General features: G+C 20.5%; 25 protein-coding genes. 6 read left to right on the forward strand and 19 right to left on the reverse strand.

Annotated features, from left to right (window positions below; genetic code table 11):
• Positions 1-50 precede the first annotated feature (50 nt).
• From rpoZ to FEF22_RS02175, 4 genes are all read right to left on the reverse strand, one after another.
• Positions 51-284 (reverse strand): DNA-directed RNA polymerase subunit omega, encoded by a 234-nt coding sequence (rpoZ, locus tag FEF22_RS01335; protein ID WP_246833701.1) that lies wholly within the window; start codon positions 282-284, stop codon positions 51-53.
• Between the two features lie 11 nt (positions 285-295).
• Positions 296-928: a guanylate kinase gene (gmk, locus tag FEF22_RS01340; protein ID WP_138107902.1), complete on the reverse strand. Its 633-nt coding sequence runs from the start codon at positions 926-928 to the stop codon at positions 296-298.
• 63 nt (positions 929-991) lie between these two features.
• Positions 992-3,496, reverse strand: a complete 2,505-nt coding sequence (gene leuS, locus FEF22_RS01345) for a leucine--tRNA ligase (protein ID WP_138107901.1) — start codon at positions 3,494-3,496, stop codon at positions 992-994.
• Positions 3,497-3,570: 74 nt separating this feature from the next.
• Positions 3,571-3,816, reverse strand: coding sequence for an acyl carrier protein (locus FEF22_RS02175; RefSeq protein ID WP_210352275.1), 246 nt, complete (start codon positions 3,814-3,816; stop codon positions 3,571-3,573).
• A gap of 388 nt (positions 3,817-4,204) precedes the next feature.
• Here FEF22_RS02175 and FEF22_RS01355 point away from each other — a divergent pair, with 388 nt between their 5' ends.
• A complete protein-coding gene (locus FEF22_RS01355; RefSeq protein WP_210352276.1) occupies positions 4,205-4,981 on the forward strand; it encodes a Bax inhibitor-1/YccA family membrane protein in 777 nt (258 codons plus the stop codon).
• Between the two features lie 62 nt (positions 4,982-5,043).
• Here the strand turns inward: FEF22_RS01355 and FEF22_RS01360 are convergent, their stop codons facing one another.
• The 14 genes from FEF22_RS01360 to FEF22_RS01425 form a co-directional block, all read right to left on the reverse strand.
• The gene (locus tag FEF22_RS01360) at positions 5,044-5,916 is read right to left on the reverse strand and encodes a hypothetical protein (RefSeq protein ID WP_138107899.1); all 873 of its coding nucleotides are present in this window, start codon (positions 5,914-5,916) and stop codon (positions 5,044-5,046) included.
• A gap of 28 nt (positions 5,917-5,944) precedes the next feature.
• Positions 5,945-6,337 carry a hypothetical protein gene (locus tag FEF22_RS01365; RefSeq protein WP_138107898.1) on the reverse strand — a complete coding sequence of 131 codons (393 nt, stop codon included), beginning with the start codon at positions 6,335-6,337 and terminating at the stop codon, positions 5,945-5,947.
• 146 nt (positions 6,338-6,483) lie between these two features.
• Positions 6,484-7,068 carry a lambda-exonuclease family protein gene (locus FEF22_RS01370; RefSeq protein WP_138107897.1) on the reverse strand — a complete coding sequence of 195 codons (585 nt, stop codon included), beginning with the start codon at positions 7,066-7,068 and terminating at the stop codon, positions 6,484-6,486.
• Positions 7,069-7,094: 26 nt separating this feature from the next.
• Entirely contained in the window at positions 7,095-7,853 is a 759-nt protein-coding gene (locus FEF22_RS01375) for a TatD family hydrolase (protein ID WP_138107896.1), read from the reverse strand.
• A 133-nt stretch (positions 7,854-7,986) separates the two neighbouring features.
• Positions 7,987-9,369 carry a dihydrolipoyl dehydrogenase gene (gene lpdA / locus FEF22_RS01380; RefSeq protein ID WP_138107949.1) on the reverse strand — a complete coding sequence of 461 codons (1,383 nt, stop codon included), beginning with the start codon at positions 9,367-9,369 and terminating at the stop codon, positions 7,987-7,989.
• A 39-nt stretch (positions 9,370-9,408) separates the two neighbouring features.
• Positions 9,409-10,176, reverse strand: coding sequence for a dihydrolipoamide acetyltransferase family protein (locus FEF22_RS01385; RefSeq protein WP_138107895.1), 768 nt, complete (start codon positions 10,174-10,176; stop codon positions 9,409-9,411).
• Between the two features lie 65 nt (positions 10,177-10,241).
• On the reverse strand, positions 10,242-10,466 hold the full coding sequence (locus FEF22_RS01390) for a biotin/lipoyl-containing protein (protein WP_138107894.1): 225 nt from the start codon (positions 10,464-10,466) through the stop codon (positions 10,242-10,244).
• 137 nt (positions 10,467-10,603) lie between these two features.
• Positions 10,604-11,584 carry an alpha-ketoacid dehydrogenase subunit beta gene (locus FEF22_RS01395; protein WP_138107893.1) on the reverse strand — a complete coding sequence of 327 codons (981 nt, stop codon included), beginning with the start codon at positions 11,582-11,584 and terminating at the stop codon, positions 10,604-10,606.
• 1 nt (position 11,585) lies between these two features.
• Positions 11,586-12,695, reverse strand: a complete 1,110-nt coding sequence (locus tag FEF22_RS01400) for a thiamine pyrophosphate-dependent dehydrogenase E1 component subunit alpha (protein WP_246833703.1) — start codon at positions 12,693-12,695, stop codon at positions 11,586-11,588.
• A 690-nt stretch (positions 12,696-13,385) separates the two neighbouring features.
• Complete coding sequence (trhA, locus tag FEF22_RS01405; RefSeq protein WP_246833704.1) at positions 13,386-14,072, reverse strand: PAQR family membrane homeostasis protein TrhA; 687 nt, start codon at positions 14,070-14,072, stop codon at positions 13,386-13,388.
• A gap of 69 nt (positions 14,073-14,141) precedes the next feature.
• Positions 14,142-14,564, reverse strand: coding sequence for an HIT family protein (locus FEF22_RS01410; RefSeq protein ID WP_138107892.1), 423 nt, complete (start codon positions 14,562-14,564; stop codon positions 14,142-14,144).
• 95 nt (positions 14,565-14,659) lie between these two features.
• Complete coding sequence (gene rnhC, locus FEF22_RS01415; protein WP_246833705.1) at positions 14,660-15,577, reverse strand: ribonuclease HIII; 918 nt, start codon at positions 15,575-15,577, stop codon at positions 14,660-14,662.
• Positions 15,578-15,631: 54 nt separating this feature from the next.
• Positions 15,632-16,306, reverse strand: coding sequence for a uracil-DNA glycosylase (locus FEF22_RS01420; protein ID WP_308699408.1), 675 nt, complete (start codon positions 16,304-16,306; stop codon positions 15,632-15,634).
• A 42-nt stretch (positions 16,307-16,348) separates the two neighbouring features.
• A complete protein-coding gene (locus FEF22_RS01425; RefSeq protein ID WP_210352277.1) occupies positions 16,349-16,882 on the reverse strand; it encodes a signal peptidase I in 534 nt (177 codons plus the stop codon).
• Positions 16,883-17,970: 1,088 nt separating this feature from the next.
• Here FEF22_RS01425 and FEF22_RS01430 point away from each other — a divergent pair.
• The 5 genes from FEF22_RS01430 (at position 17,971) to FEF22_RS01450 (ending at position 21,398) form a co-directional block, all read left to right on the forward strand.
• Entirely contained in the window at positions 17,971-18,846 is an 876-nt protein-coding gene (locus FEF22_RS01430; RefSeq protein WP_308699403.1) for a DegV family protein, read from the forward strand.
• 91 nt (positions 18,847-18,937) lie between these two features.
• Entirely contained in the window at positions 18,938-19,189 is a 252-nt protein-coding gene (locus tag FEF22_RS02180) for a hypothetical protein (RefSeq protein WP_308699409.1), read from the forward strand.
• Positions 19,190-19,920: 731 nt separating this feature from the next.
• A complete protein-coding gene (locus tag FEF22_RS02280) occupies positions 19,921-20,004 on the forward strand; it encodes a YneF family protein (RefSeq protein WP_425329535.1) in 84 nt (27 codons plus the stop codon).
• A 21-nt stretch (positions 20,005-20,025) separates the two neighbouring features.
• Positions 20,026-20,370 (forward strand): super-infection exclusion protein B, encoded by a 345-nt coding sequence (locus tag FEF22_RS01445; protein WP_308699404.1) that lies wholly within the window; start codon positions 20,026-20,028, stop codon positions 20,368-20,370.
• 887 nt (positions 20,371-21,257) lie between these two features.
• Positions 21,258-21,398 carry a hypothetical protein gene (locus tag FEF22_RS01450; protein WP_210352255.1) on the forward strand — a complete coding sequence of 47 codons (141 nt, stop codon included), beginning with the start codon at positions 21,258-21,260 and terminating at the stop codon, positions 21,396-21,398.
• Positions 21,399-21,506: 108 nt separating this feature from the next.
• Here the strand turns inward: FEF22_RS01450 and FEF22_RS01455 are convergent, their stop codons facing one another.
• Positions 21,507-23,162: a hypothetical protein gene (locus FEF22_RS01455; protein ID WP_210352256.1), complete on the reverse strand. Its 1,656-nt coding sequence runs from the start codon at positions 23,160-23,162 to the stop codon at positions 21,507-21,509.
• Positions 23,163-23,282: the final 120 nt, after the last annotated feature.

The raw sequence follows: 23,282 nt of genomic DNA on the forward strand, positions 1-23,282 counted from the left end.
ATGAAATATTAAATAAAAAAATTATATAAAATAAAAAAATTTTTTATTTTTTATTTAAAAACTATCTCAAAATTATCATTAATAATTTCATTCAAAGCTTTAGTTAAAGTTTTTTTACCTAAATTATCAGGCAATGATATCTTATTAACTTTTATACAGTGAGCAATTTTACTAGATAAATAAGCTAATTTATATTTAGAATCAATTTTTTGTAATAATTTATCAATTGAAGGATAATTAAGTCCTTCTAATTTCTCTTTTTTTATATTCATAATATTATTCATAAATAAAGTTTTTAAACCTCTTTTTCTAAAATTTCTGTTAAATAATAATAAATACTGTTTTTTGTTTTAGAATGTTCTGCAACAATAATAGATAAAATTTTATCAACAGCATTTTCTATTTCATCATTAACAACAATATAATCATACTTATAAGCCAAAGAAAATTCTTCTTTAGCTTTTTTAATTCTTTTTTGAATAATTTCATTGCTTTCAGTATTTCTATTTTTTAATCTTTCGTATAAACATTTTTTGCTAGGAGGAGCAATAAAAATAAAAATACTGTCTTTATTGATTTTATGTTTTCTAATTTGCAAAGCTCCTTGAATATCTATTTCCAAAACAACTTCTTTTCCTTTTTCCAATTGTTCATTAACTAAATTGTAAGGAGTACCATAATAATTATCAACAAACTTATTATATTCTAAAAAATAATTTTCTTGAATCTTTTTTTGAAAATATTGTTCATCAACAAAAAAATAATCTATACCTTCTTTTTCGCCTTTTCTAGGTTTTCTAGTAGTAGCAGAAACAGAATAAACAAAATTATTTTTCTCTCTTTTGAGTAAAGATTTTGTTATTTTACCTTTACCAACTCCTGAAGGTCCTGAAATTATTATTAATAATCCTTTTTGATGTAATTTCATATCTTTAATAATTCTCTCTAAAAATTTATTTTATATTTTTTTATAAAAAAAATATATTAAAAATCAAATTACCAAATTTAATAATTTATTAGAAATATAAATAACTTTCTTAATTTCTTTTTCTTTTTTAATATAATTTAATATTTTATCGTTTTTTAAAGCTTCTTTTAAAATTGTTTCCTTATTTATATTGTTTGTATCAAAATAAAGTTTAGTTTTAAATTTACCGTTAATTTGAATTATAATTTCTTTATTTTCTTTTGAAAGAGAAAAATTAAATTTTTCTTTCAAAAAAGAAGGCCATTCAGAAAAAACTAATTCTTCTTTATTATTCAAAACTTTTTGATTTAATTCTTCTGTTAAATGAGGAGCTATAGGATTTAATAATTGCAAAAAAATTCTAATTTGTTCATGACTTATTTGTTCATAACAAAAAACTTTATTAATAAAAATCATTAATTGACTAATTACTTTATTAAATTTTAATTTTTCATAATATTCAGTTACCAAACAAATTGTTTTTTGCAATTCAGAAGATAAATGTAAATTTTCTTTATCACTTACAAAATTAAAACAAACTTTATAAACTTTATTTAAAAAACGTTGAATTCCTTTAATGCCATTTTCATTCCAAATTTTATCATCTTCTAAAGGCCCTAAAAACATAATATAAAGCCTAATAACATCAGAACCATATTTTTCTAAAACTAAAGTAGCATTAACACTATTATTTTTAGATTTACTCATTTTCAATTTATCATGACCTAAAATCATTCCTTGATTAACTAATTTTTGAAAAGGTTCTTTACAAGAAACTATTCCTAAATCAAATAAAAATTTATGCCAAAAACGAGCATATATTAAATGCCCTACTGAATGTTCTTTTCCTCCAATATATAAATCCACAGGTAAAAAATAATCTAATAATTTTTTAGCTTTAATACTTTTTAAATCAGAAACACAATTTAAAGAAAATTTTTTTAAAATATACGCAATATAATACCAAGAACTACCGGCAAATTGAGGCATAGTATTAGAATCTCTTTTATAATTAATTCCATTTTCTTTAAAATATAACCATGAAGTAACTTTAGATAATGGAGAAGTACCATCTCCTGAAACCTCAATTTTTTCTAAAAAAGGCAATTCAATAGGCAAAAATTCATCATTTTCTAAATAAATATTATTATCTCTATCATATCTCAAAGGGAAAGGCTCGCCCCAATATCTTTGACGAGAAAATAATATATCGTGTATTTGATAAGTAATATTTTTAAAAAAAAATTTTTTTTTCGAAGCTATTTCTATTATTTTTTTATGAGCTTCTTCATTATTAAGACCATTTAAAAATTCACTATTAATAAAAAAACCTTCATCCAAAGATTCGCAAAAATTATCTTTTTCTTTTTCATAATTTACTAAATAATTTGAAATTTGTTTACTATTATTTTTATTTTTAATTTTTTTATTTTCAAAAATACGAATAATTTCCAAATTATATTTTTGAGAAAACAAAAAATCTCTTTTATCACAAAAAGGAACAGACATAATAGCTCCTGTACCGACATGAGATAAAACATAATCTGAAATCCAAATAGGAATTTTTTTTCTATTGAAAGGATTTATAGCATAACATCCAGTAAAAACACCTGTTTTTTCGTAATTAATACTACGTTCTAAATCGCTTTTTCGTGCAATTTGATTTATATATTCATTTACTGAAAAAGAAAATTCTTTTGTAACAATATTTTTAATCAAATAATGTTCAGGAGCTAAAATTAATGCATTAACACCAAAAATAGTATTAGGTTTAGTTGTGAAAACACTCAAATAAATTCCATCAGAATCATCAATTTCAAAATTAAAAATAAAACCTTCTTGTTTTCCTATCCAATTTTTTTGAATTTCTTTAATTTGCGAAGGCCAATCTAAATTTTCTAATTCTTCTAAAAGTGGTTCTACATAATTATTAATTTTTAAAACCCATTGTTTCATTTTTTTTCTAAAAACAGGAAAATTTCCTCTTTCTGAAACAAATCCTTCAGAAGTTTTAATAACTTCTTCATTAGCTAAAACAGTACCAAGTTCTTTACAAAAATTCACTTCAACATCTTTTAAAACTGCTATTTTATGTTCATAAAATTTTTTAAAAATCCATTGAGTCCATTTATAAAAATAAGGATCAGAAGTAGCAATTTCAGTTTCCCAATCAACTCCTTTTCCTAATAATTCTATTTGTTTTTTAAAATTTTCTATATTCTCATAAGTGAATTCTCTAGGATTATTTCCAGTTTTTAAAGCATATTGTTCAGCAGGCAAACCAAAGCTATCAAATCCAAAAGGATGAAAAACACTATATCCTTGCATTCTTTTCACTCTATTAACAATATCGCTTGCAGTATAACCTTCAATATGACCTACATGTAAACCAGATGAAGAAGGATATGGAAACATATCTAAACAATAAAATTTTTTTTTATTTAAATCAAATTTAGTTTTAAAAATTTTATTATTTTTCCAATGAAATTGCCACTTAGATTCTATTTTTTTAAAATCATATATCAACATATATTAATCAAATTATCCCTTAACTTTATTTTTTTATCAAAATTTTAACCAATAAATTATAAATTTATTTTTATTTATTTTTCAGAATCAATAATATTTTTTTTAAGATATTCAACAACATCTCCAATAGTTTTAAATTGATTAACTGCTTCATCACTAATCTTTAAAAAAAAACGTTTTTCTAATTCAATAACAAGTTCAAAAGCGTCAAAAGAATCTAATCCTAAATCTTCTTTTAATTTAGTTTCTAACTTTATATCTTCTTCTTTTAGAAAAGATTTTTTTTCAACAATTATTTTTTTAATTTCTTTTAAAATCACTTTAAAAACCTCTAAACCTCTGTTATAAAATGGTAAAAATTATATATAATATAAAAAATTATAAAATAATAAAATAAAATTTAAATTAATAAAAAACAAAAATTAAATTTTTTTATTTATTTTTTTATATTTTATAAAATTTAATTTTTTTTAAATTTTCATTATTTAATTTTTAGAAAAAATAAATATAAAAATTATATATAATTATAATTATATTTTTTTTAAAAAAAACAAAAAAGTTCAAAAATAAATTTTTTTTTGTTTTTTATAAAAACAATACTTCTAAAAGATTAATATAAATGATATAATAATGGTAAATTTCAATTTTAAAATAAATAAAAAATATTTTTATAAATTTTTTAAAAAGAAAGAGGTAATAATAAATAAAATGAATAAAAGAACAATTTTTCAAAATAATCCTTTGATTGAAAAAATAAAAAATGAAGCAAAAGCAGAAAGTCACAAATTTTCGAAATTAGATGATAAAAATGTTTGCTCGAAACAATCTATTTCATTAAAAACATTTTTTTTATTTTTATGCACAATAGCAACTTCAATTGCAACTTATCATTTTTTATTTCAAACAAATTATTATTCAAATTTTAATTTTTTAAATAAATTATTTATTTATATATTTTCACTTTCTATTGTACAATTTTTTCTAGTTATTATGATGAACATAGTAAATATTCGTATAAGAAAATTTGTAGCAATTTCTTTTGCCTTAATAGAAGGAATAAATTTAAGTTTATTTTTATCCTTTTTGAATATTTTTTATAAAAATGCAATAGAAGGAATAACTATAGCTTTAATATCAACAATATTATTATTTACCATATCTCATTTTTTATATTATTGCAATATAATAATAATAAACAAAAAATTTAGATCATTTTTATTGATATCATTTTTAATATTAATTATTATGCAATTTTTAAATATACTAAACTTTTTTTCACTCATTATAACTGTTTTTTCTCTATTTTTAGGATGCATGAGTTTAGCAGTAGATTTTGAAGATGCTAATTTTATAATATCTAATAAAATGCATAAGGATAATGAATGGAATATTGCGTTAGGTTTTCATATAACTTTAATTTGGCTTTTTAAAAATTTAATTAACTTATTACAAATATTAGGTTTTTTCAAAAGAAGAAATAACTAAACAAGTTAAAAATATAAAAAAAAATAATAAAAAATAATTTTAATCCATTTTTAATTTTAAATTTAAATAATAACTAATGATAACCATTTATAAGCGCTGATAAACAAACCTAAAGAAACTAGACAATCAATAATGTTTTTGTCATCAGTTAATAATTGAGAATATTTATTTTTTGAATTTTCAGGAATATTTTTCATAAATTCATCATAATATTTTTTATCATTTGTTTTTATTCCATATTTTAATTGATTAATTTCGCTATCTTTTTTAATTCTATTAATTAAAATTTTAACTTGTTCTTTTGTCATTCCATAATTAATTCCAGAATTTAATTCTAAAAAAACATAATGCGAAAATTGTTTAAAAGATAAATCTAATTTTTGATATTTTTTCAATAATTGTAAATTTTCTTGGGTGAATTCTACATTTTCTTCCTGTAATTGTTCATTTATATTTACCAAATCATAATTTTCTTGTTTTAAATTATCAATAATTTCATTCAAATATTTTATTTTAGAAAAAAAATATTCGTTTTGATTTGTTTCATAATTTCCATTTTCTATTTCCGAAGAGGAAACAGCAACAGGATTATTTAATAAAGAATTTTTATTTTCTTTTTTGTTTATTTCTGAATCATTTAATTCCTCTTTCTCAATTAAATTTTTATCATTTAATTCATTATTTTTCAATAAAAAATTATTTTTTTCTTTTTGTTCTATTAAAAAATCAGTTTTATTTGGATATTTTATTTCTTGAAATTGCTCCACAGAAAATTGTTCAGAATAATTAGGTTTTTGTTTAAAAGATTTTGGAATATTAAATTTAAATAATTGAAAATTAAATAATAAAAATAATAACAAAAAAAATAATAATATTAACATTAATATAATAAATAAAAAAAATACATATTTTTTTTTATTTATTTTTTTTTTCATAAAAACAAAATTCTCCTTTTTTAAAAAATTATTTACCAAAAAATATTTTTAATATTTTTTTCAAAAAAAACAAAATTTTTTGAAAAAAATTACCAAAAAATTCTATTATAGACATAATAAAATGTAAAATACTATCAAATATAAAAATAAAAAATGAAATCATATCGCGAACGCAAATAACAATAATCATGACAAACAATAAAAACATAAATGTATAAAAGAATGAAAAAATAACATCAAAATTTTTAAAAAATTTTACATTAGAATCATGTTCTTTAATTGATAAAAAATTTTTAAATTGTTTTAAAGTATAAAAATAAAAAGACAAAAAATAATTATTTATAAAATCTTTCAAAATTAAAAAATATTTTTTTAAAAAAACATCAATATCATCTAAAGAAAACAAATTTCTTCCTTTCAAAATTAAATTTTTATTTTTTATATTTTTAATAAAAATCAAAATAAATAAATATATTAAAACAATAAACAATAATCAAATAAAATTTCCAATGATTAAAAATAAAAAATTAATCCATTAATAATTATATATAATATATTTTTAAATAATTATAATTGATATAAAATTTGACGTGCTTCTTCTAAGAGAAAATAAAAAAAACGACATTTTTCATACATTTTATTTATAAAAACTAAATCTTTTTTTATTTCTTTGATCTTAGCGTTTTGATAATTAAGATATACCAAAAAAAAAGCTTTTTCGACTTCTGCACAATACAATTGAGCTTGAATTTGAGCATAATAATAAATAGGAACAACATCATTAAAGAAAAAATTATTCCAAACTTTAGTATCTAAAGAAATAGGACATTTAATTTCCAAAATACTTTGAAAAAATTTATCCCAACCATCTAAAGACGCAGAAAAAAATTCTTTAACAAAAACAACAGGTTTAAAATTACTTTTGTTAACATTATTAAAAAATTCTCTAGCTTCTGGTTCTAAATTTCTACCATGAATAATAGCTTTATTTTCTTTTATTTTCTCATTAAAAAGCTTTCTTCTAAAAATAGATTTTTCACTTTCAAAAGGATTTAAACCCATAATAGCTGCAACTTCAGAGGCATTAATATATTTTTTTCTATGTTCATGCCACTCAAATGAATTTTGTGTTAAATTAAAAAATTGAAACATAAAAAAACCTTTCTTTTTGAAAAATTTTAAATCTTAAACAATTTTTTAGCATTTTCAGTAGTTTGAAAACAAACTTTTTTAAAACTAATTTTTTTTAAAAAAGCAATTCTTTCGGCTATAATTTTTATAAAAGAGGGTTCGTTTCTTTTGTTTTTTTGTATTGGAAAAGGAGTTAAAAAAGGAGAATCTGTTTCTAATAAAATTTTATCTAAAGGAGTATATTTTACAATTTTGTGAGCTTCAATAGCTTTTTCATAAGTAATAATACCTCCTAAACCTACATAAAATCCTAATTCAATAGCTTTTTTAACTTCTTCCAAACGTGTAGTTAAGCAATGAAAAACTCCATTAATTCTTCCTTTATAAGGCAAAAGAATTTCCATTATTTCATTAAAAGATTCTCTTGCATGTAAAATAATAGGTAAATTATATTTTAAAGCTAATTCTATTTGTATTTTTAAATTTTTTTTTTGAATAGGTAAAGAATCATTTTCATGATACAAATCCAAACCTATTTCTCCTATAGCGACAATTTCATTATTATTTTTTAAATATTTTTCAACTTTTAAAGGTTCTTCGTTAAGCCAATAACAAGGATGAATTCCTAAAGCTGCTTTAATACAAGAATATTTACGAGATAAAATTATAGCTTTTTGATTTGTTTCTTCGTTTAAACCAGGAACAATAAAATATTTAACATTATTTTGAAAAGCTCTTTTAATTATTTCTTCTAATTCATTTTCAAAAATATTTAAATTTAAATGTGCATGAGTATCAATTAACATAATTTCAATTTATTTTCATTTCTTCTTAAAATTTTTTATTTTCTATTAAAAAATATAAACTATAAAAAAAACCCTATTATAATTTTCAAATAGGGTTTTTTAAAAAAATAAAAATATTATTTTTTTACTTTTACTAAATATGGATTGCTTTATCAATAGCTCCTAAAAAAGTTTCTAAAGTTAATTCAGATAAAGTAGGATGAGGGTGAACATTATGAACTATATCATAAGCTGTTTTATTTGTTCCCATAGCCAATCCAATTTCACTTATCAATTCAGTAGCATTATAAGACACTATATGCATCCCTAAGATATTAAAATTATTTTTATCAATAATTAATTTAGCAAAACCATCAGTTTCGCCATCAGCTAAAGCTTTTCCTATAGCTTTTACAGGAAATTTAGATACTTTATAATCGATATTTTTTAATTTTGTTTGTTCTTCGGTCCAACCTATAGAAGCTATTTCAGGAAAACCATAAACACAAGAAGGAATATGATCATAATTAATAGCTTTAACTAAAGATTTAAACCCCAAAGCATCATGAACAGCTATCATTCCTTCATGACTAGCAGTATGCGCTAACATAGAGCGTCCATTTACATCACCAATAGCATAAACTCCTGGAACAGAAGTTCTTAAAAAACCATCAGTAACAACACCTAAATGATCTGTATTTAATTTTAATTTTTCAATACCTTTCATATTAGGCTTACTACCAACAGCCATTAAAATAATGTCGGATTCTAAAAATTGTTGTTTTTGATTATGAATATAATAAACTTTATTATCTTCAATCTTATTAACCTGTGCTTGAGTAATAATTTTAATATTATTATTAGACAATTTGGTAGAAAAATATTTAATAACATCTTCATCCATATTATTCAAAATACTATCTTGTTTCTCTAAAATAATAATTTCTGTACCAAAATTACTAAAAATAGTAGCAAATTCAACAGAAATTACTCCACCACCAATAATTATCATTTTTTTAGGAACAAATTCTATTTGAACTAATTCCTTACTAGTGTACAAATATTTTTTTTCATAAGCTTCTTTAGCTCCAGGTATAGGAGGAATAAAAGCATTAGAGCCAGTAGCTATAATTAACTTTTTAGTTTTTATAATTTCATCATTAATTTTAATTTTATCAAAGGATAAAGCTTCTCCGAATCCTTCATATAAATCAACTTTATTTTTTTTTAATAAAAAACGAATGCCACTAGTCAAATTATGAACTATTTTATTTTTACGATTTAAAATTTCCTCCCAATTAAAATTTAATTGATCAACAGAAACGTCAATACCAAAACTCTTAGCTTTTTTAAATAAACTAAAAACTTTAGCATTTTTTAAATAGGCTTTTGTAGGTATACAACCATAATTTAAACAAACTCCACCAATTTTATGTTTTTCTATTAAAGCTACTTTAGCTCCTAATTGAGCAGATTTAATAGCAGAAACATATCCACCAGGACCTCCGCCAATAATAACTATATCATATGTTTTTATCATTATACTTTATCTTTTTCATTCAAAATATTTAAAAATTTAAAAAATATTTTCTTCTAATGTAGAAGTATCATGGAGTAAAGAATTAATTTTATTTAAAAATTTAACACCATAACTACCATCAATTACACGATGATCAAAAGTTAAACTAAATGGCAATACATTGCCAATGCTAATATTATTATCTTCTACTACAGGTTTTTGTAACATTTTTCCAATACCTAAAATAGCTACTTCAGGATGATTAATAACCGGAGTAGCATATAAAGCACCTATAGAACCATAATTACTTAAAGTAAAAGTTCCTTTAGAAATATCATTTAATTCAATTTTTCTATCTATAGTTTTTTTAACTATTGATTGAATTTGTTTAGCTAATTCAAAAACACTTAAATTAGAAACGTTTTTAATATTAGGCACTATTAAACCTTGTTTTGTATCAACTGCTATACCTAAATTAATATTTTTCTTAATTATAATTTCTTCTTTATCGTCAGAAAAACTAGAATTTAATAAAGGAAATTCTTTTAAAGCTAAAATAACGGCTTTAGCTATAAATGATATATAAGTTAATTTAATGCCTTTTTTTTCGGCTTCAATTTTCATTTTTTTTCTTAATAAAACTAATTTATTAATATTAATTTCATCAATCAAAGTAACTTCTGGAATAACAGTTTTAGAAATAACCATTTGTTTTGCAATAGCTTTTCTTAATCTTGAAATTTTTATAATTTCTGTATCAAAATTATTTTCTTTTTTGCAATCTTCTTTTTGAGAAATGGAATTATTTAAATTATTATTTGTCATTTGCGTATTTCTATTCCCTTAATACTTAATTTTATTGATTTATTTTTATATATAATTTGTTAAAATTATTCAATTAATGCTAATAAATCACTATTTTTGACAATATCTTGTTCCTTAAAAAACAATTCTTTAATAACTCCTGTTTTAGGAGAAGTAATTTCAGCATTTATTTTATCAGTTTCAACGACAAAAATTATTTCGCCTTCTTGAACTTTATCTCCAACTTTAAAATTACAATTTATAATTGTTCCTTCTTCTTCAGTAAATCTTAATTCTTCTATTTTTTTCATATTAATTATATATTTTCATTATCTCTTTCTTTTTTTTAAAATTTTTTTTTTAATTTTTTTACAAATAAAAAAGTAAATAAAAAGTAAATGTAATTTTATTAAAAATTTTATTAAAATAACTTTTAAAAAATATATATTTATTTATTAAAAATTTTTCGAATACCATAAATAACTTTATTCATATTTAAACATTGGTGATGTTGTCCTCTTACTAAAGGCATTATAATATCATATCCAGTAATCCTTTTTGGAGCTGTTTTTAAATATTCAAAAGCATATTCATTTACTAAAGTAATAATTTCTGCACTTGGACCAAAAGTTTTTTGATCTTCATGAACTACTACTAATCTTCCAGTTTTTTTAACAGAATTCAAAATAGTATCTCTATCAATAGGATTGATAGTTCTTAAATCTATTAATTCTATAGAAATTCCTTCTTTTTCTAAAATTTCTATAGCTAATTTAGAAATAGGAACTGCAGAACTCCAACATACTAAAGTAATATCATTCCCTTCTTTAACTACTTTAGCTTTACCAATAGGAACTTCATAATATTCATTAGGAACTTCTTGTTTTTCATAACGATATAAAAACTTAGGTTCTAAAAAAACTACTGGATCAGGGGAATTAATTGCAGCACTTAATAATCCTTTTGCATCATAAGGATTAGATGGTATAACAACTTTTAAACCAGGGATATTTCCCATTAAAGTATTTATGCTTTCTGAATGATGTTCTAAAGAAGATTGAAGTCCAGCACCTACAGGAATTTTTATTACAAGCGGACAATGTATACTTCCTCTTGTACGATTTCTCATTCTAACAGCATGAGAAACTAAATCTTGTAATCCTGTAGAAACAAAACCATCAAATTGAATTTCACCAATAGGTATTAAACCATTAATAGACATTCCAACTGCAGTACCTACAATACCAGATTCACTGATAGGAACATCAAAAACTCTATTTTCGCCAAATTTTTGTTGTAACCCTTGAGTTGCTCTAAAAACTCCTCCTAATTTGCCAACATCTTGACCAAAAAAAACTAATTTAGGATTTTTTGATAAATTTAATTCTAAAGTATTATTAATAGATTGTAATAAATTCATTAAAGCCATTTTATTTTCCTTCTTTCTCCAACGAATCTAAAAAACTTTCATGTTCTTTTAATTGTTCTTTTAATTGAGGAGTCATTTCATGGTACATATGTTGAAATATCTCGATCGGTTTAACTTTATTACCATAAGAAATAATTTTACTATGTATTTGAGAAACAAATTGTTCAGTTTCTTTTTGTATATTTTCGATTAATTCTTTTGTTAATATATTTTTATTTAATAAATATTTCTGAAAACGTATAATAGGATCTTTTGCTTCCCACTCTAATTCTTCTTCTTTAGAACGATACAAACTAGGATTATCATTAGTTGTATGAGCTCCCATACGATAAGTAACTAACTCAATTAATCCAGGTCCTTGACCTTGCCTAACATCTTCAGAAAATTGTTTAACAGCAGTATAAACAGCTAAAACATCATTACCATCAACTTGTATTCCAGGAATACCGAAAGCATAACATTTTTCTGCTAAAGTATAAGTATTAGAAGCAATCCTTCTAGGAGTTGAAATAGCATACTGATTATTCATAATTATAACTAATAAAGGAGATTTGAAAACAGAAGCAAAATTTAATCCTGAATAAAACTCATCATGAGCCGTACCTCCATCTCCTATAGTAGCTACAGTTATTTCTTTTTTATTCTGTAATTTACTAGCCATTGCTAAACCAGCAGCTATTGTTATGCCAGAACCAATAATTATATTAACTGGTAAACATTTTAAATCAATAGCTCTTTTAGAACCTTTTTCATTACCATACCAGTACAAATAAGCATCTTCTAAAAAATTAGGATCACGATATAAAAAGAAACCAATATCACGAAAATAAGGAGAAAACCAATCATTTTTATCCATAGCAGCTGCAGAACCTATTTGAGCAGCTTCGTGACCTTTATTTAAAATATAAGCAGACATTTTTCCTTGTCTTTGATATTGTAAAGCCTTTACATCAGAAACTCTAGCTAAAATCATAGTTTTATACATTTTTAACAATTTTTCATCAGATATATTTGGTTCTTTTTGACCATCAATAATATTGCCTTCTAAATCTAAAATTTGAAATCTTTTCTTCTTTAAAGGTTCGTAAACACTTAAATCAATAACTTTCATTTAAAAATATACCTTTCAAAAAAAATATTTTTTTATATTGTTTTAAAATTTTAAAAAATTTAAACATAACATTTATTAAGATATTAATATATCAATCATTTAAAAAAAATAAAAACGAAAAATAAACTGAAAAAATGAATTTTGAAAACAAAAAATAAAATTATAATAATAATAAATAAATAATTTAATTTTTACAAAATAAAATTTTTATTTTTAATAAATAAAAAAATAATAATTTAAATTTTTAAAACATTAAAAAATTAAATTTATTAAAAAAATAAAAAATAAAAATATAATATAACGATTCAAAAATTAAAAATATTTCAATTTATTTATATTTTTATTTTTTATTCTATAAAATTTTTATATTTTATTAAATAATAAATAATATTTTTTTAAATTTTTAAAAAAAATAAATTCAAATTAAAAATATAAAAAATAATTTAAAAAAACAAAATATATAAAAAAAACTAGTATTAAAAAAAATAAAATTTAATTATTTTTTTAAATAATGATTTTCAGTCTTATTTTATTAAAAAATAAAAACTTAAACATACTTATGAAAATTACATATTAACCTGATATAATCATCATAAATAATAGTAACCTATTTTTTAAATTTTGTCAAATAAATTTTTATAAAAAAAAATAATATTTAATAATAATTTTATTATTAAAAAAATAATTAAATTATAACGATTTTACCAAATAATAAACAGAACCAACATGAAACAAATTTCCTAAAATTACAAAAATATGCCAAATAAAATGATAATATTTTTTATATGATTTATTATAAAAGATAATACCTATACTATATAAAATTCCTCCAAAAAATAATAAAGTTAATATTCTTAAATCTAATTCCCATAAATAAGATAAAATTATTAAACCACTCCATCCTAACAATAAATAAAAAAATAAATGCATTCTGTTCCATTTATTCATAAAAAAAACCTTTAAAAAAATACCTAAAAACACTAAAATTGTTTGGAATAAAAAGAAAATTTGAGAAAAATTCAAAAAAGGTAACAAAAAAAGTGGTCTTTGTAAAGATTTTACAAAAAATAAAAAAGGCATAAAATTACCCCATATTAGCAAATATATGCAAATATGATCGATTTTTTGAAAATACATTTTTGCTTTAACAAATACACAAGAATGATACAAAAAACTAAAAAGATAAAGATTAAACATATTAATAAAAAAACAAAATAAAGGCCAAATAGGTTCAGATTTATCTTTAATAAGTTCATAATAAATAAAAAAAATAAAAACACTTAAAGGTATCATTAAAAAATGAGAAATAGAATTAGCAATTTCTTCTCCTATAGTTTGTTTTGAATTTTTTTTTTCATCATAATAAATATTATTCATATAAAATAATTCTTTTCTTTCTTATTTTTTTTTTTTTTTTAATTTTCAACAAATATAAATTCTTTTAATTTATTTTTTTAATAAGTTAACAATAATTTTGTTTTGAATTTCATAATATTCTTTTGAAGTTAATTTATGGCTATTATCTTTAAAACTAAAATTAACTTCATTTTTATTAAATCTAGGAATCAAATGAACATGAAAATGAAAAATTGTTTGTCCAGATATAATTCCGTTATTATTTAATAAATTGATTCCTTTGGCGTTAAAAGTTTTTAACAAAATTTTACTAATTTTATGAACTATTTTAAAAACATAAACAAAAACATCTCTTGGAACTTCTTCAATATCGATATAAGGTTTTTTAGTAACTACCAAAGTATGACCTTTAGTAGCTTGCATTTTATCTAAAAAAACAATAACTATTTCATCTTCATAAATAATATAACTAGGTATTTTTTTATCTATAATTTTTTGAAAAACATTAATCATAAAATAAACTCACATTTCTTTAAATTTTTAAAATTTAAATAATTAAAATATAACAATTTGATCTTTTTAAAAAAATATTAATTAATAAAAAATTTTTATTCATTAATTTTATTTAATAAATTTTGTAAATTTTTAAAATGACACTTCGCTATTTCATTAAAAATTTTTAAACCATTAGAATTATAAATTTCCAATATCTGTTTATCTACTTCTCTGGAACATCCAATTTTCAAATTTATATTTACTTTTTTACTAAGTTGATTAATTTGTTTTAAAAAAAAATATCTTCCGATAATAGAAGCAATAGCTACACTTAAATACTTTTGTTCAGCTTTTGTTTCAAATAAAATTTCTTTATATACTTTTTTTTCTTTTCTTAAATAATAATAATAATTTTCAGAAGAAGAAAATTGATCAACAATAACTTTAACATTTTTATCTATTTTGCATAAAAGTTTTAAAATAGCATAATTATGAAATAAAGCTTTTATTTCGTTTAAATTTAATTTTTTTTTTAAAATATTATACTTATTGGGAGAAATATTATAAACATAATAAGGTATTTTTTTTAAAATTAAAGGAATTAAATCAAAAATTTCTTTATTAGATAATTTTTTAGAATCTTTTATACCTTTATTTTTAAAAAAAATAAAATTTTCTTTAGAAACAAAAGCAGAACACACAATTACAGGTCCAAAAAAACTACCAGTGCCAACTTCATCAGAACCAATTATATCCTCATAATTATAATAATCATTGTATATAGAATTATTTTTATTATTTTCATCAGAAGAAAAACCTAAAATTTTTTTTAAATTGTCAATTTCTTTTTGTTCAATTTTGCCTTGCAATAATAAAGTTCCATTTTTGTAAACAGTTATTCTTATATTTTCTTTATTAACTATAAAAAAAATATTATTATTTTCATTATTAACTAAAAAAGATTTATAAAGAATACGAATATTATTCATTTGAGATAATTTTAATTTCTTAAAAATATAAAAATTTAACAATTTTTTTATCCTTTTTTTTAAATTTTAATAATAAATAATAATTTTAAATTTTCCTTAAATTTTCCTATTTAAATCCCAATTTATAGGAATTATATTATTTTTAATTAAATATTGATTGGTTTTAGAAAAAGGTTTCGAATTAAAAAAACCTCTATGAGCAGATAAAGGAGAAGGATGAGCGCTTTTAATAATATAATTTTGTCGAATATTAATAAATTTAGAATAATTTTGAGCATAATTACCCCATAAAATATAAACTATATTTTGTTTTTGAAATAAAAAATTCAAAATATTCTTAGTAAAAATTTCCCATCCAATATTTTTATGACTTAAAGAATTTCCTTTCTCTACTGTCAAAATAGTATTTAATAATAAAACTCCTTCTAAAGCCCATAAAGTTAAATTATTAGTTTTGGGAACTAAATTTAAATCATTTTTTAATTCTTTAAAAATATTTTTTAAACTAGGAGTAATTTTGGCTTTATAAACACTAAAAGATAATCCATGAGCTTGATTAAAGTATATATAAGGATCTTGACCTAAAATAACTACCTTAACTTTATTAAAAGGAGTTAATTGAAAAGAATTAAAAATTTTATCCAAAGAAGGAAAAATAATTTTTTTATTCTGAATTTGTAGTTTTAAAAAATTTAATATTTCTTTAAAATAGGGTTTTTTTTGCTCTTGAATAATTATATCTTTCCAATTCATATTTTTATCTTCTTCAATATTTTTAAATAATTTTTTACAAAAATTTTTTTATTCAAAAATCTAAACAAAAACAAAAATTAACAAAAACAAAACAAAAATCAATAAAGAAAAAATTTTATAAAAAGGAAAATTTAAAATATGTTTACCTATAACTTGATTATAAAAAATTTTTTTTTCCCAATCATGAATATTTGTATTTGCATCACCTTTAGTTTGAACAAATTTTTCTTTTAAATTTTTATCAATAACCCTATGAATAATATTCATTTCATTATTTTTATCAGAAGAAGAAAAACCATTTTCTTTGACTTTAAAAACAATAATATCTCCATCTTCACTAGAAGCTTTTAGGTTATTAAATTCTTTATTAGAAATTTTTCTTACTAAAACTAAATCATTTACTTTGATTAAAGGTTCCATACTTCCGCTATTAACTCTATAAAAATTAAAAAATAAAAATTTCATAGTTATTTCGTGCGAAAAAAATAAATTACAAAAATTTATTAAAAATAAATAAAAAAACAAAATATTTGCAATTATAATAAAAATTTTTTTCAAAAAATAAATTAATTTAGTTTTTATTATTTTTTTCATTAACTTTAACACATTCAACATTCGTTTAACTTTTCTTTTTTACATTATATTATAAAATAATTTATTTAATTTTAATATTAAAAAGTAGTGTACTTATGATATTACTAATATTTTATAAAAAAGTAAAAATATAAAAATATTTATTTTAATAATCACATTATTATTTTTAATATTTAACCATTTATTATTTCATAATACAAAGAAAAATATTATAATCTTAATATTATTAATTATTTAAAATATTTTTTTTAAATTTTTTTAATTAATTAAAAAATTAAATTAGACAAAAATAAAATTTAAAATTAAAAAAATAAAAAAATATTATAATTAATTATTAATTGTTTACAATTAGTATTGTAACACGATATCAAAAAATTTTTTTTAAGATTTAAAAAAATAAATTATAATTTAATATTTTTTTCAAAAATTAAATTTTTTTAATATTATTATTTTATTTTATAAAAAATAATATTAAAGATAAAAAATGAGGAAAAATGAAAAGACAAATTAAAAGAAAAATTAATAATTTTATTAAAAAAAATTTTAAACAATATTATTACACAAATAAAACAAAATTTTGTTTTTATTTTATTTATTTTATTACATTTTATTTATTTATTTTTACTACCTTAATTTTAATTATAAAAATAAATGATAGATAAATTAATTATCTTCTCTTTTTTAAGAAGACAAGAAAATTTAAAATTTAAAAAAATTTTGAATAAAAAATTATTTTTCAAATATAAATTAAAATTAAAATATTAAAAAAATTTATTATAAAAAATAAATATTATAAGTTATATTAAATAATAGTGAAAAATATAATTACTTTATTATTTTTTTTATAAATTTTAAAATTTAATATTGATTAATGAATTAAAAAAATTAAATTAATTATTTTTTACATTACATTCATTATACTATTATTCTAAAATTTAATAATATAAATAAAAAACATTAAAAACTATTAAATATTCATATGAATTATGAAATTATTTTTATTAAAAATATTTTTATAATGAATATTTTTTAATAAATATTTATAAAAATAAAATTTTTATAATCAAAAAAAATAAAAAAGGATACTAATGAATATGAATATAAAAGTAGTTTCTACATCAACTAGTTGTCTGGATTATTTTACAGAAAATCATGATATTGGTTTAATTAGAATTAAAATTTATATAAACAACAAAGAATATACAGATGGAAAAAATTTAACAGCTTATAAATTTTATGATATGTTAAGTAAAAATCCTAATTTAGTAATAAAAACATCTCAAGTTTCTTTAGGAGAAGTAATTAATTATTTTGAAAAAATAGCTAAACAAGGATACAAAAAAATATTTGTAACAACATTATCTAAAAATCTTAGCGGAAGTTATAATGTTATTTTACAAAGTAAAAAATTTCTTAAAGATAAAATAGAAGTAATACCCTATAACACCAATACAGTTTGTTTTTCTGAAGGATATTTCGCTCTTGAAGCAAAACGTCTATTTTCAGAAGGCGCTTCAATAGAAAAAGTAATTGAACATTTAAATTTTTTAAAAAAAAACAATACTATTTTTTTTGTTGTTAATTCTTTAACTCAATTAATAAATAATGGACGTTTAACAAAAACAAAAGGATTTTTAGGAAGGTTTTTTAAAATAAAACCCATTTTACAAGTTAATGAAAAAGGACAAATAATATTAATTGAAAAAAAATTTACTATTGAATCGGCCTTTATATCAATTATTGAAAAAATAAAAAATTATACAAAAAATAAAAAATTTGTTTTATTTATTTTATTTACAGGAAATAATAGTTTAAAAGAAAAATTAAAATTAATTCTATGTCAAACTTTTAATTTAAAAGATGTTCTAGAAATGCCTTCCACCCCAGCTATTGGAGCACATGTAGGTGATAATGTAATAGGGGTAGGAATTATAATAACTAAAAACAATAATAAGGAGGAATAGTAAAATAAAATTAAAAGAAAAACAAATTCAAAAATTTAAAAAAGCACAAAAAATTTTAAAAATATTAAAAAAAAATGGATTTGAAGTTTTTATAGTAGGAGGATTTGTTAGAGATTTTATTTTAAATTTGAAATTTTCTGATATTGATATAATAACTAATGCGAATATAAAAAAAATTAAAAAATTATTTAATTGTTTTTATATAAACGAAAAATATGGTTCTTTCAAAATTTTATTTGAAAAAAATATATTTGAAATTAACATTTTTAGAAAAGAAGATGGTTATTTAGATTATAGACATCCAACATCGGTAACAGGGCGTGAAATGATGCCTAATTATTAGTGATTTAACGTATCACGAACATAATGATAATGTGTTCCTTCATATTCTTGGCTTTTGAAACGAAAGAATGAAAAGTTACAGCAAAGAATAAAAGCGGATTGAGGAGAAATTCATATCCAATAAGATTACGCTAGAAGAATGACTCACATGGATAACCTTTATCGAAAAAGGCTAAATGCAATAAACGGGGTAATGATGCTACTGAACAGAAATGAATTGTGACTGTTCATCAAAGTTATTTGAAAAAATAAAAGTTACAATTTTCAAAATTATCAATGTTTTTAAAAAACATCATAGGTTAGTATTAACCTAACTTTGAACTTACCTTTACTTTATATATTATATAAATGAACTTACTCTTTCATGTTATATAGATGTAAGAATAAATTATAAAAAGGTCTGCATGCCTAAATGAGTCGCGTAAATAATTAGAGTAACTTCGATCTTCCTAAACTTCTCTTAGAGAAAAAAATTCTCTGAAAAAAAACACAGAATAGTCTGTGGAAGCAAGGAAAAAGCAGAATCATAGTAGTCGTGAGTAATTCAAAGTTTCTTTTGGAAGAAAGAAGTGCACTGACTCACCAAGGCAAAGGGTAACAACCTTTACAAGGCGAAAGATGAAAAATAAGTTTTTTTAAAAAAACTTATTTAACCGCCGAATGCTTGGAAACTTGCTTGTTCGGTGGTGTGAGGGGTTTAGATTAATATCTATTAAGTAGAAAAACGGTCTAATTCTATCTCGATGGCAAATGGGTAGAACACCAAGTGAAAAACATATTAAACAGATTATGTCTAATATTCGTGATAAAAGATAATAAGGAGAAAAAAGGAGATAAGTGTCTATATTTTTTATAATATTTTTATTTTTTTATGTTTTAGTAATTTTTTGTTTTATGAATATTATTTATAAAATTAATTATAATGCTAAAATAAAAAAATGTTTATTAAATTTCGACATTTTAGAAAAAGAAGTTTTAAAAACTATTCTTTTAAATAAAGAACAAACTTTCCCTTTAACAAAAAATTCTCCTGTAACTAAGAAATTTTTTAAATTAAATATTTTATTTAAAGTTAAAGAAAATGATGAAAAAAACCCATTAAATTCTGTTTTTAAATTAAATTTATTAATATTTGAATTAATTCGTAAAGATAAAGAATTAAATCAAATATATTTATCTTAATTTAATAAATTTTTTAATTTATTTTTTAATATTAATAAAATTGATATTAATTAAAAAAATATATTTTTTTTATCAAAAAAAAGGAGTTATTTTTTAATATGTGGCGCGAAATGATGCCTAATTATCAGTTGATTTAACGAATCACGAACATAATGATAATGTGTTCCTTCATATTCTTGGCTTTTGAAACGAAAGAATGAAAAGTTACAGCAAAGAATAAAAGCGGGTTGAGGAGAAATTCATATCCAATAAGATTACGCCAGAAGAATGACTCACATGGATAACCTTATAAAAAAAAATAAGGCTAAATGAATTAAAATAAACAATATATAACTTAACAGAAATGAATTGAAACTGTTAATTTAAAGTTATTTGAAAATTTTTCATATTGATTTTCAAAATTATCATTTTTTAAAAAAATATTATTTTTTTAAAAAAAATAACTTTAAAGTTACCTATTTTTCTTATCTAATATCTTAGATGTTATATAGATTTAAGAAAAAGAAAAAAAGGTAATCATACCTAAATGAGTCGCGTAGATAATTAGAGTAACTTCGATCTTCCTAAACTTCTCTCAGAGAAAAGTATTTTCTGAAAAAAACACAGAATAGTTTGTGGAAGCAAGGAAAAAGCAGAATCATAGTAGTCGTGAGTAATACAAAGTTTCTTTTGGAAGAAAGAAGTGGACTGACTCACCAAGGCAAAGGGTAACAACCTTTACAAGGCGAAAGAGGAAAAAGAAGTTTTGAGAAAAAACTTGTTTAACCGCCGAATGCTTGGACACTTGCTTGTTCGGTGGTGTGAGGGGCTTAGATTAATATCTAGTAAAGAGAAAAACGGTCTAATTCTATCTCGATAAAGAAAAAGAATTTTGTTTTCAAGTTAATTTGTTTGTTGCTATTGAAAATATATCTATTTTAGAAATTCAATCAATTATGGAATTAGCTCATAAAAAATGTCTTATTTCTAAATTTTTAGAACAATATCCTTATTTTAAAATGACGGCTATTGAATATTCTAAGATTTAACAAAATTAATTTAAAAATAAAAAAAACTATTTATGTTTTTTCATAAATAGTTTTTTTATTTATATAATGATTAAAATAATTTTTTTTAAATAAAATTTAAAAATTTATTTATTTATACCAAAGACTACTAACTACAGTGCTTATTTCTTTACTCATGTTTTTTTCTATATAATTGAAAACAAATTGATGTTCTGAATCTTTTAACACTTCTCTACCTTTTATCATTGCTTGTTTAAATATACCATTTACTAATTTTACGATTAAAGGTTGTAATTCGTCATAATCAAATTTTTCTTTATTGAAACGTTCTACTTCTATTTCATCCCATGATTGTACATCTAAAATTTCACTAATTATGAAATCTACAGTATAATCTATTATTTTTCTGTGTGTGGAATCAGGGTATTCTTTAAATAATCCGTTAGTTAAATTAAACATAGTTTTAGAGCTTGCTAATTCACATTTAATTTTTTTAGATTTTAAATCATTAGCAACTAATTTATCAGTATCTCCTTCGAATGCTCTAGTTAATATTGGAAGGCTTCTATTTTTATGTTCTTTAAAATGTTCATCTGATTCATTTTCTATTTCATCATCGAATTTTGCGGAAAAAGTACTTGTTGTTAATTCTTTTTCTTTATCTTCTTCATCAGATTCTTCATCAGAAAAGAATACTTGTTTTTCTTCGGAATCTGAATTTCTTTTCCAAATTGTTTCCCATCCGTCATTTTCTTCTGGTTTAATTTCTTTATCTTGTTTTTGAACTTCAGTAGAAACGTAATCCTTTGTTTCTGTTATTTCTTCTGTTACTTCTGATGTTTTTTCTTGAAACTCATGTTCATTTTCATCATTTTGTTTTTCATTCTCGTTAGAAAAGAATTCTTGTGTTTCTTTTGCATTTGAATTTTTTTTTCCCATAAATTGATTTTCTTGTTTTTCTTCTGGTTTAATTTCTTTATCTTGTTTTTGAACTTCATTAGTAACGTACTCTTGTGTTTCTGTTACTTCTTCTGTTATTTCTTCTGTTATTTCACTTGTTACTTCTGATTTTTTTTCTTGAAACTCATGTTCATTTTCATCATTTTGTTTTTCATTTTCGTTAGACAAGAATTCTTGTGTTTCTTTTGCATTTGAATTTTTTTTTCCCACAAATTGATTTTCTTGTTTTTCTTCTGGTTTAATTTCTTTATCTTGTTTTTGAACTTCAGTAGCAACGTACTCTTGTGTTTCTGTTACTTCTGATGTTTTTTCTTGTTTTTCATTGTCATTAGAAAAGAATTCTTTTTTTTCTGTTACTTCTTCTGATTTTTGTTCTTTATCTTCAGCAGAAACGAAGTCTTGAGATTCTGTTACTTCTGAATTTTTTTCGTTTTGTTCAGTTTCATTAGCAACAAATTCTTGTTTTTCTGTTACTTCTGATGTTTTTCCTTGTTCTTCATCTTCAGTTTTTTCTTCAGTAGAAACAAATTCTTGTTGTTCTGTTTCTTCTGATTTTGTTTCTTGTTTTTCTTCTTCAGCTTCAGCATTAATGAATTCTTCATTTTTCGTTACTTCTTCTGATGTTTTTTCTTGTTCTTCATCTTCAGTTTTTTCTTCAGTAGAAACAAATTCTTGTGTTTCTTTTACTTCTGAATTTTCGCTTTTTCCTTCCGAACCGAAAACAGTATTAGGTGATAAGAATAAAATTATTGAAAAAGATAATAAAAGAAAAGCTAAAATACTAGAATAATAATTTAAATTATTATTTTTATTTAATTTTAACAAAATCCTTATAAACCTCCTAATTTTAATTGATAATTGCAAAATTTATAATAATAAGAGAAAGAAATTTTAAATTTTGTTGTTCAATAATATATAATATATTGATAAAATATTAAAAATATA

This window comes from Texas Phoenix palm phytoplasma (assembly GCF_005774685.2).
Classification (GTDB): domain Bacteria; phylum Bacillota_I; class Bacilli_A; order Acholeplasmatales; family Acholeplasmataceae; genus Phytoplasma.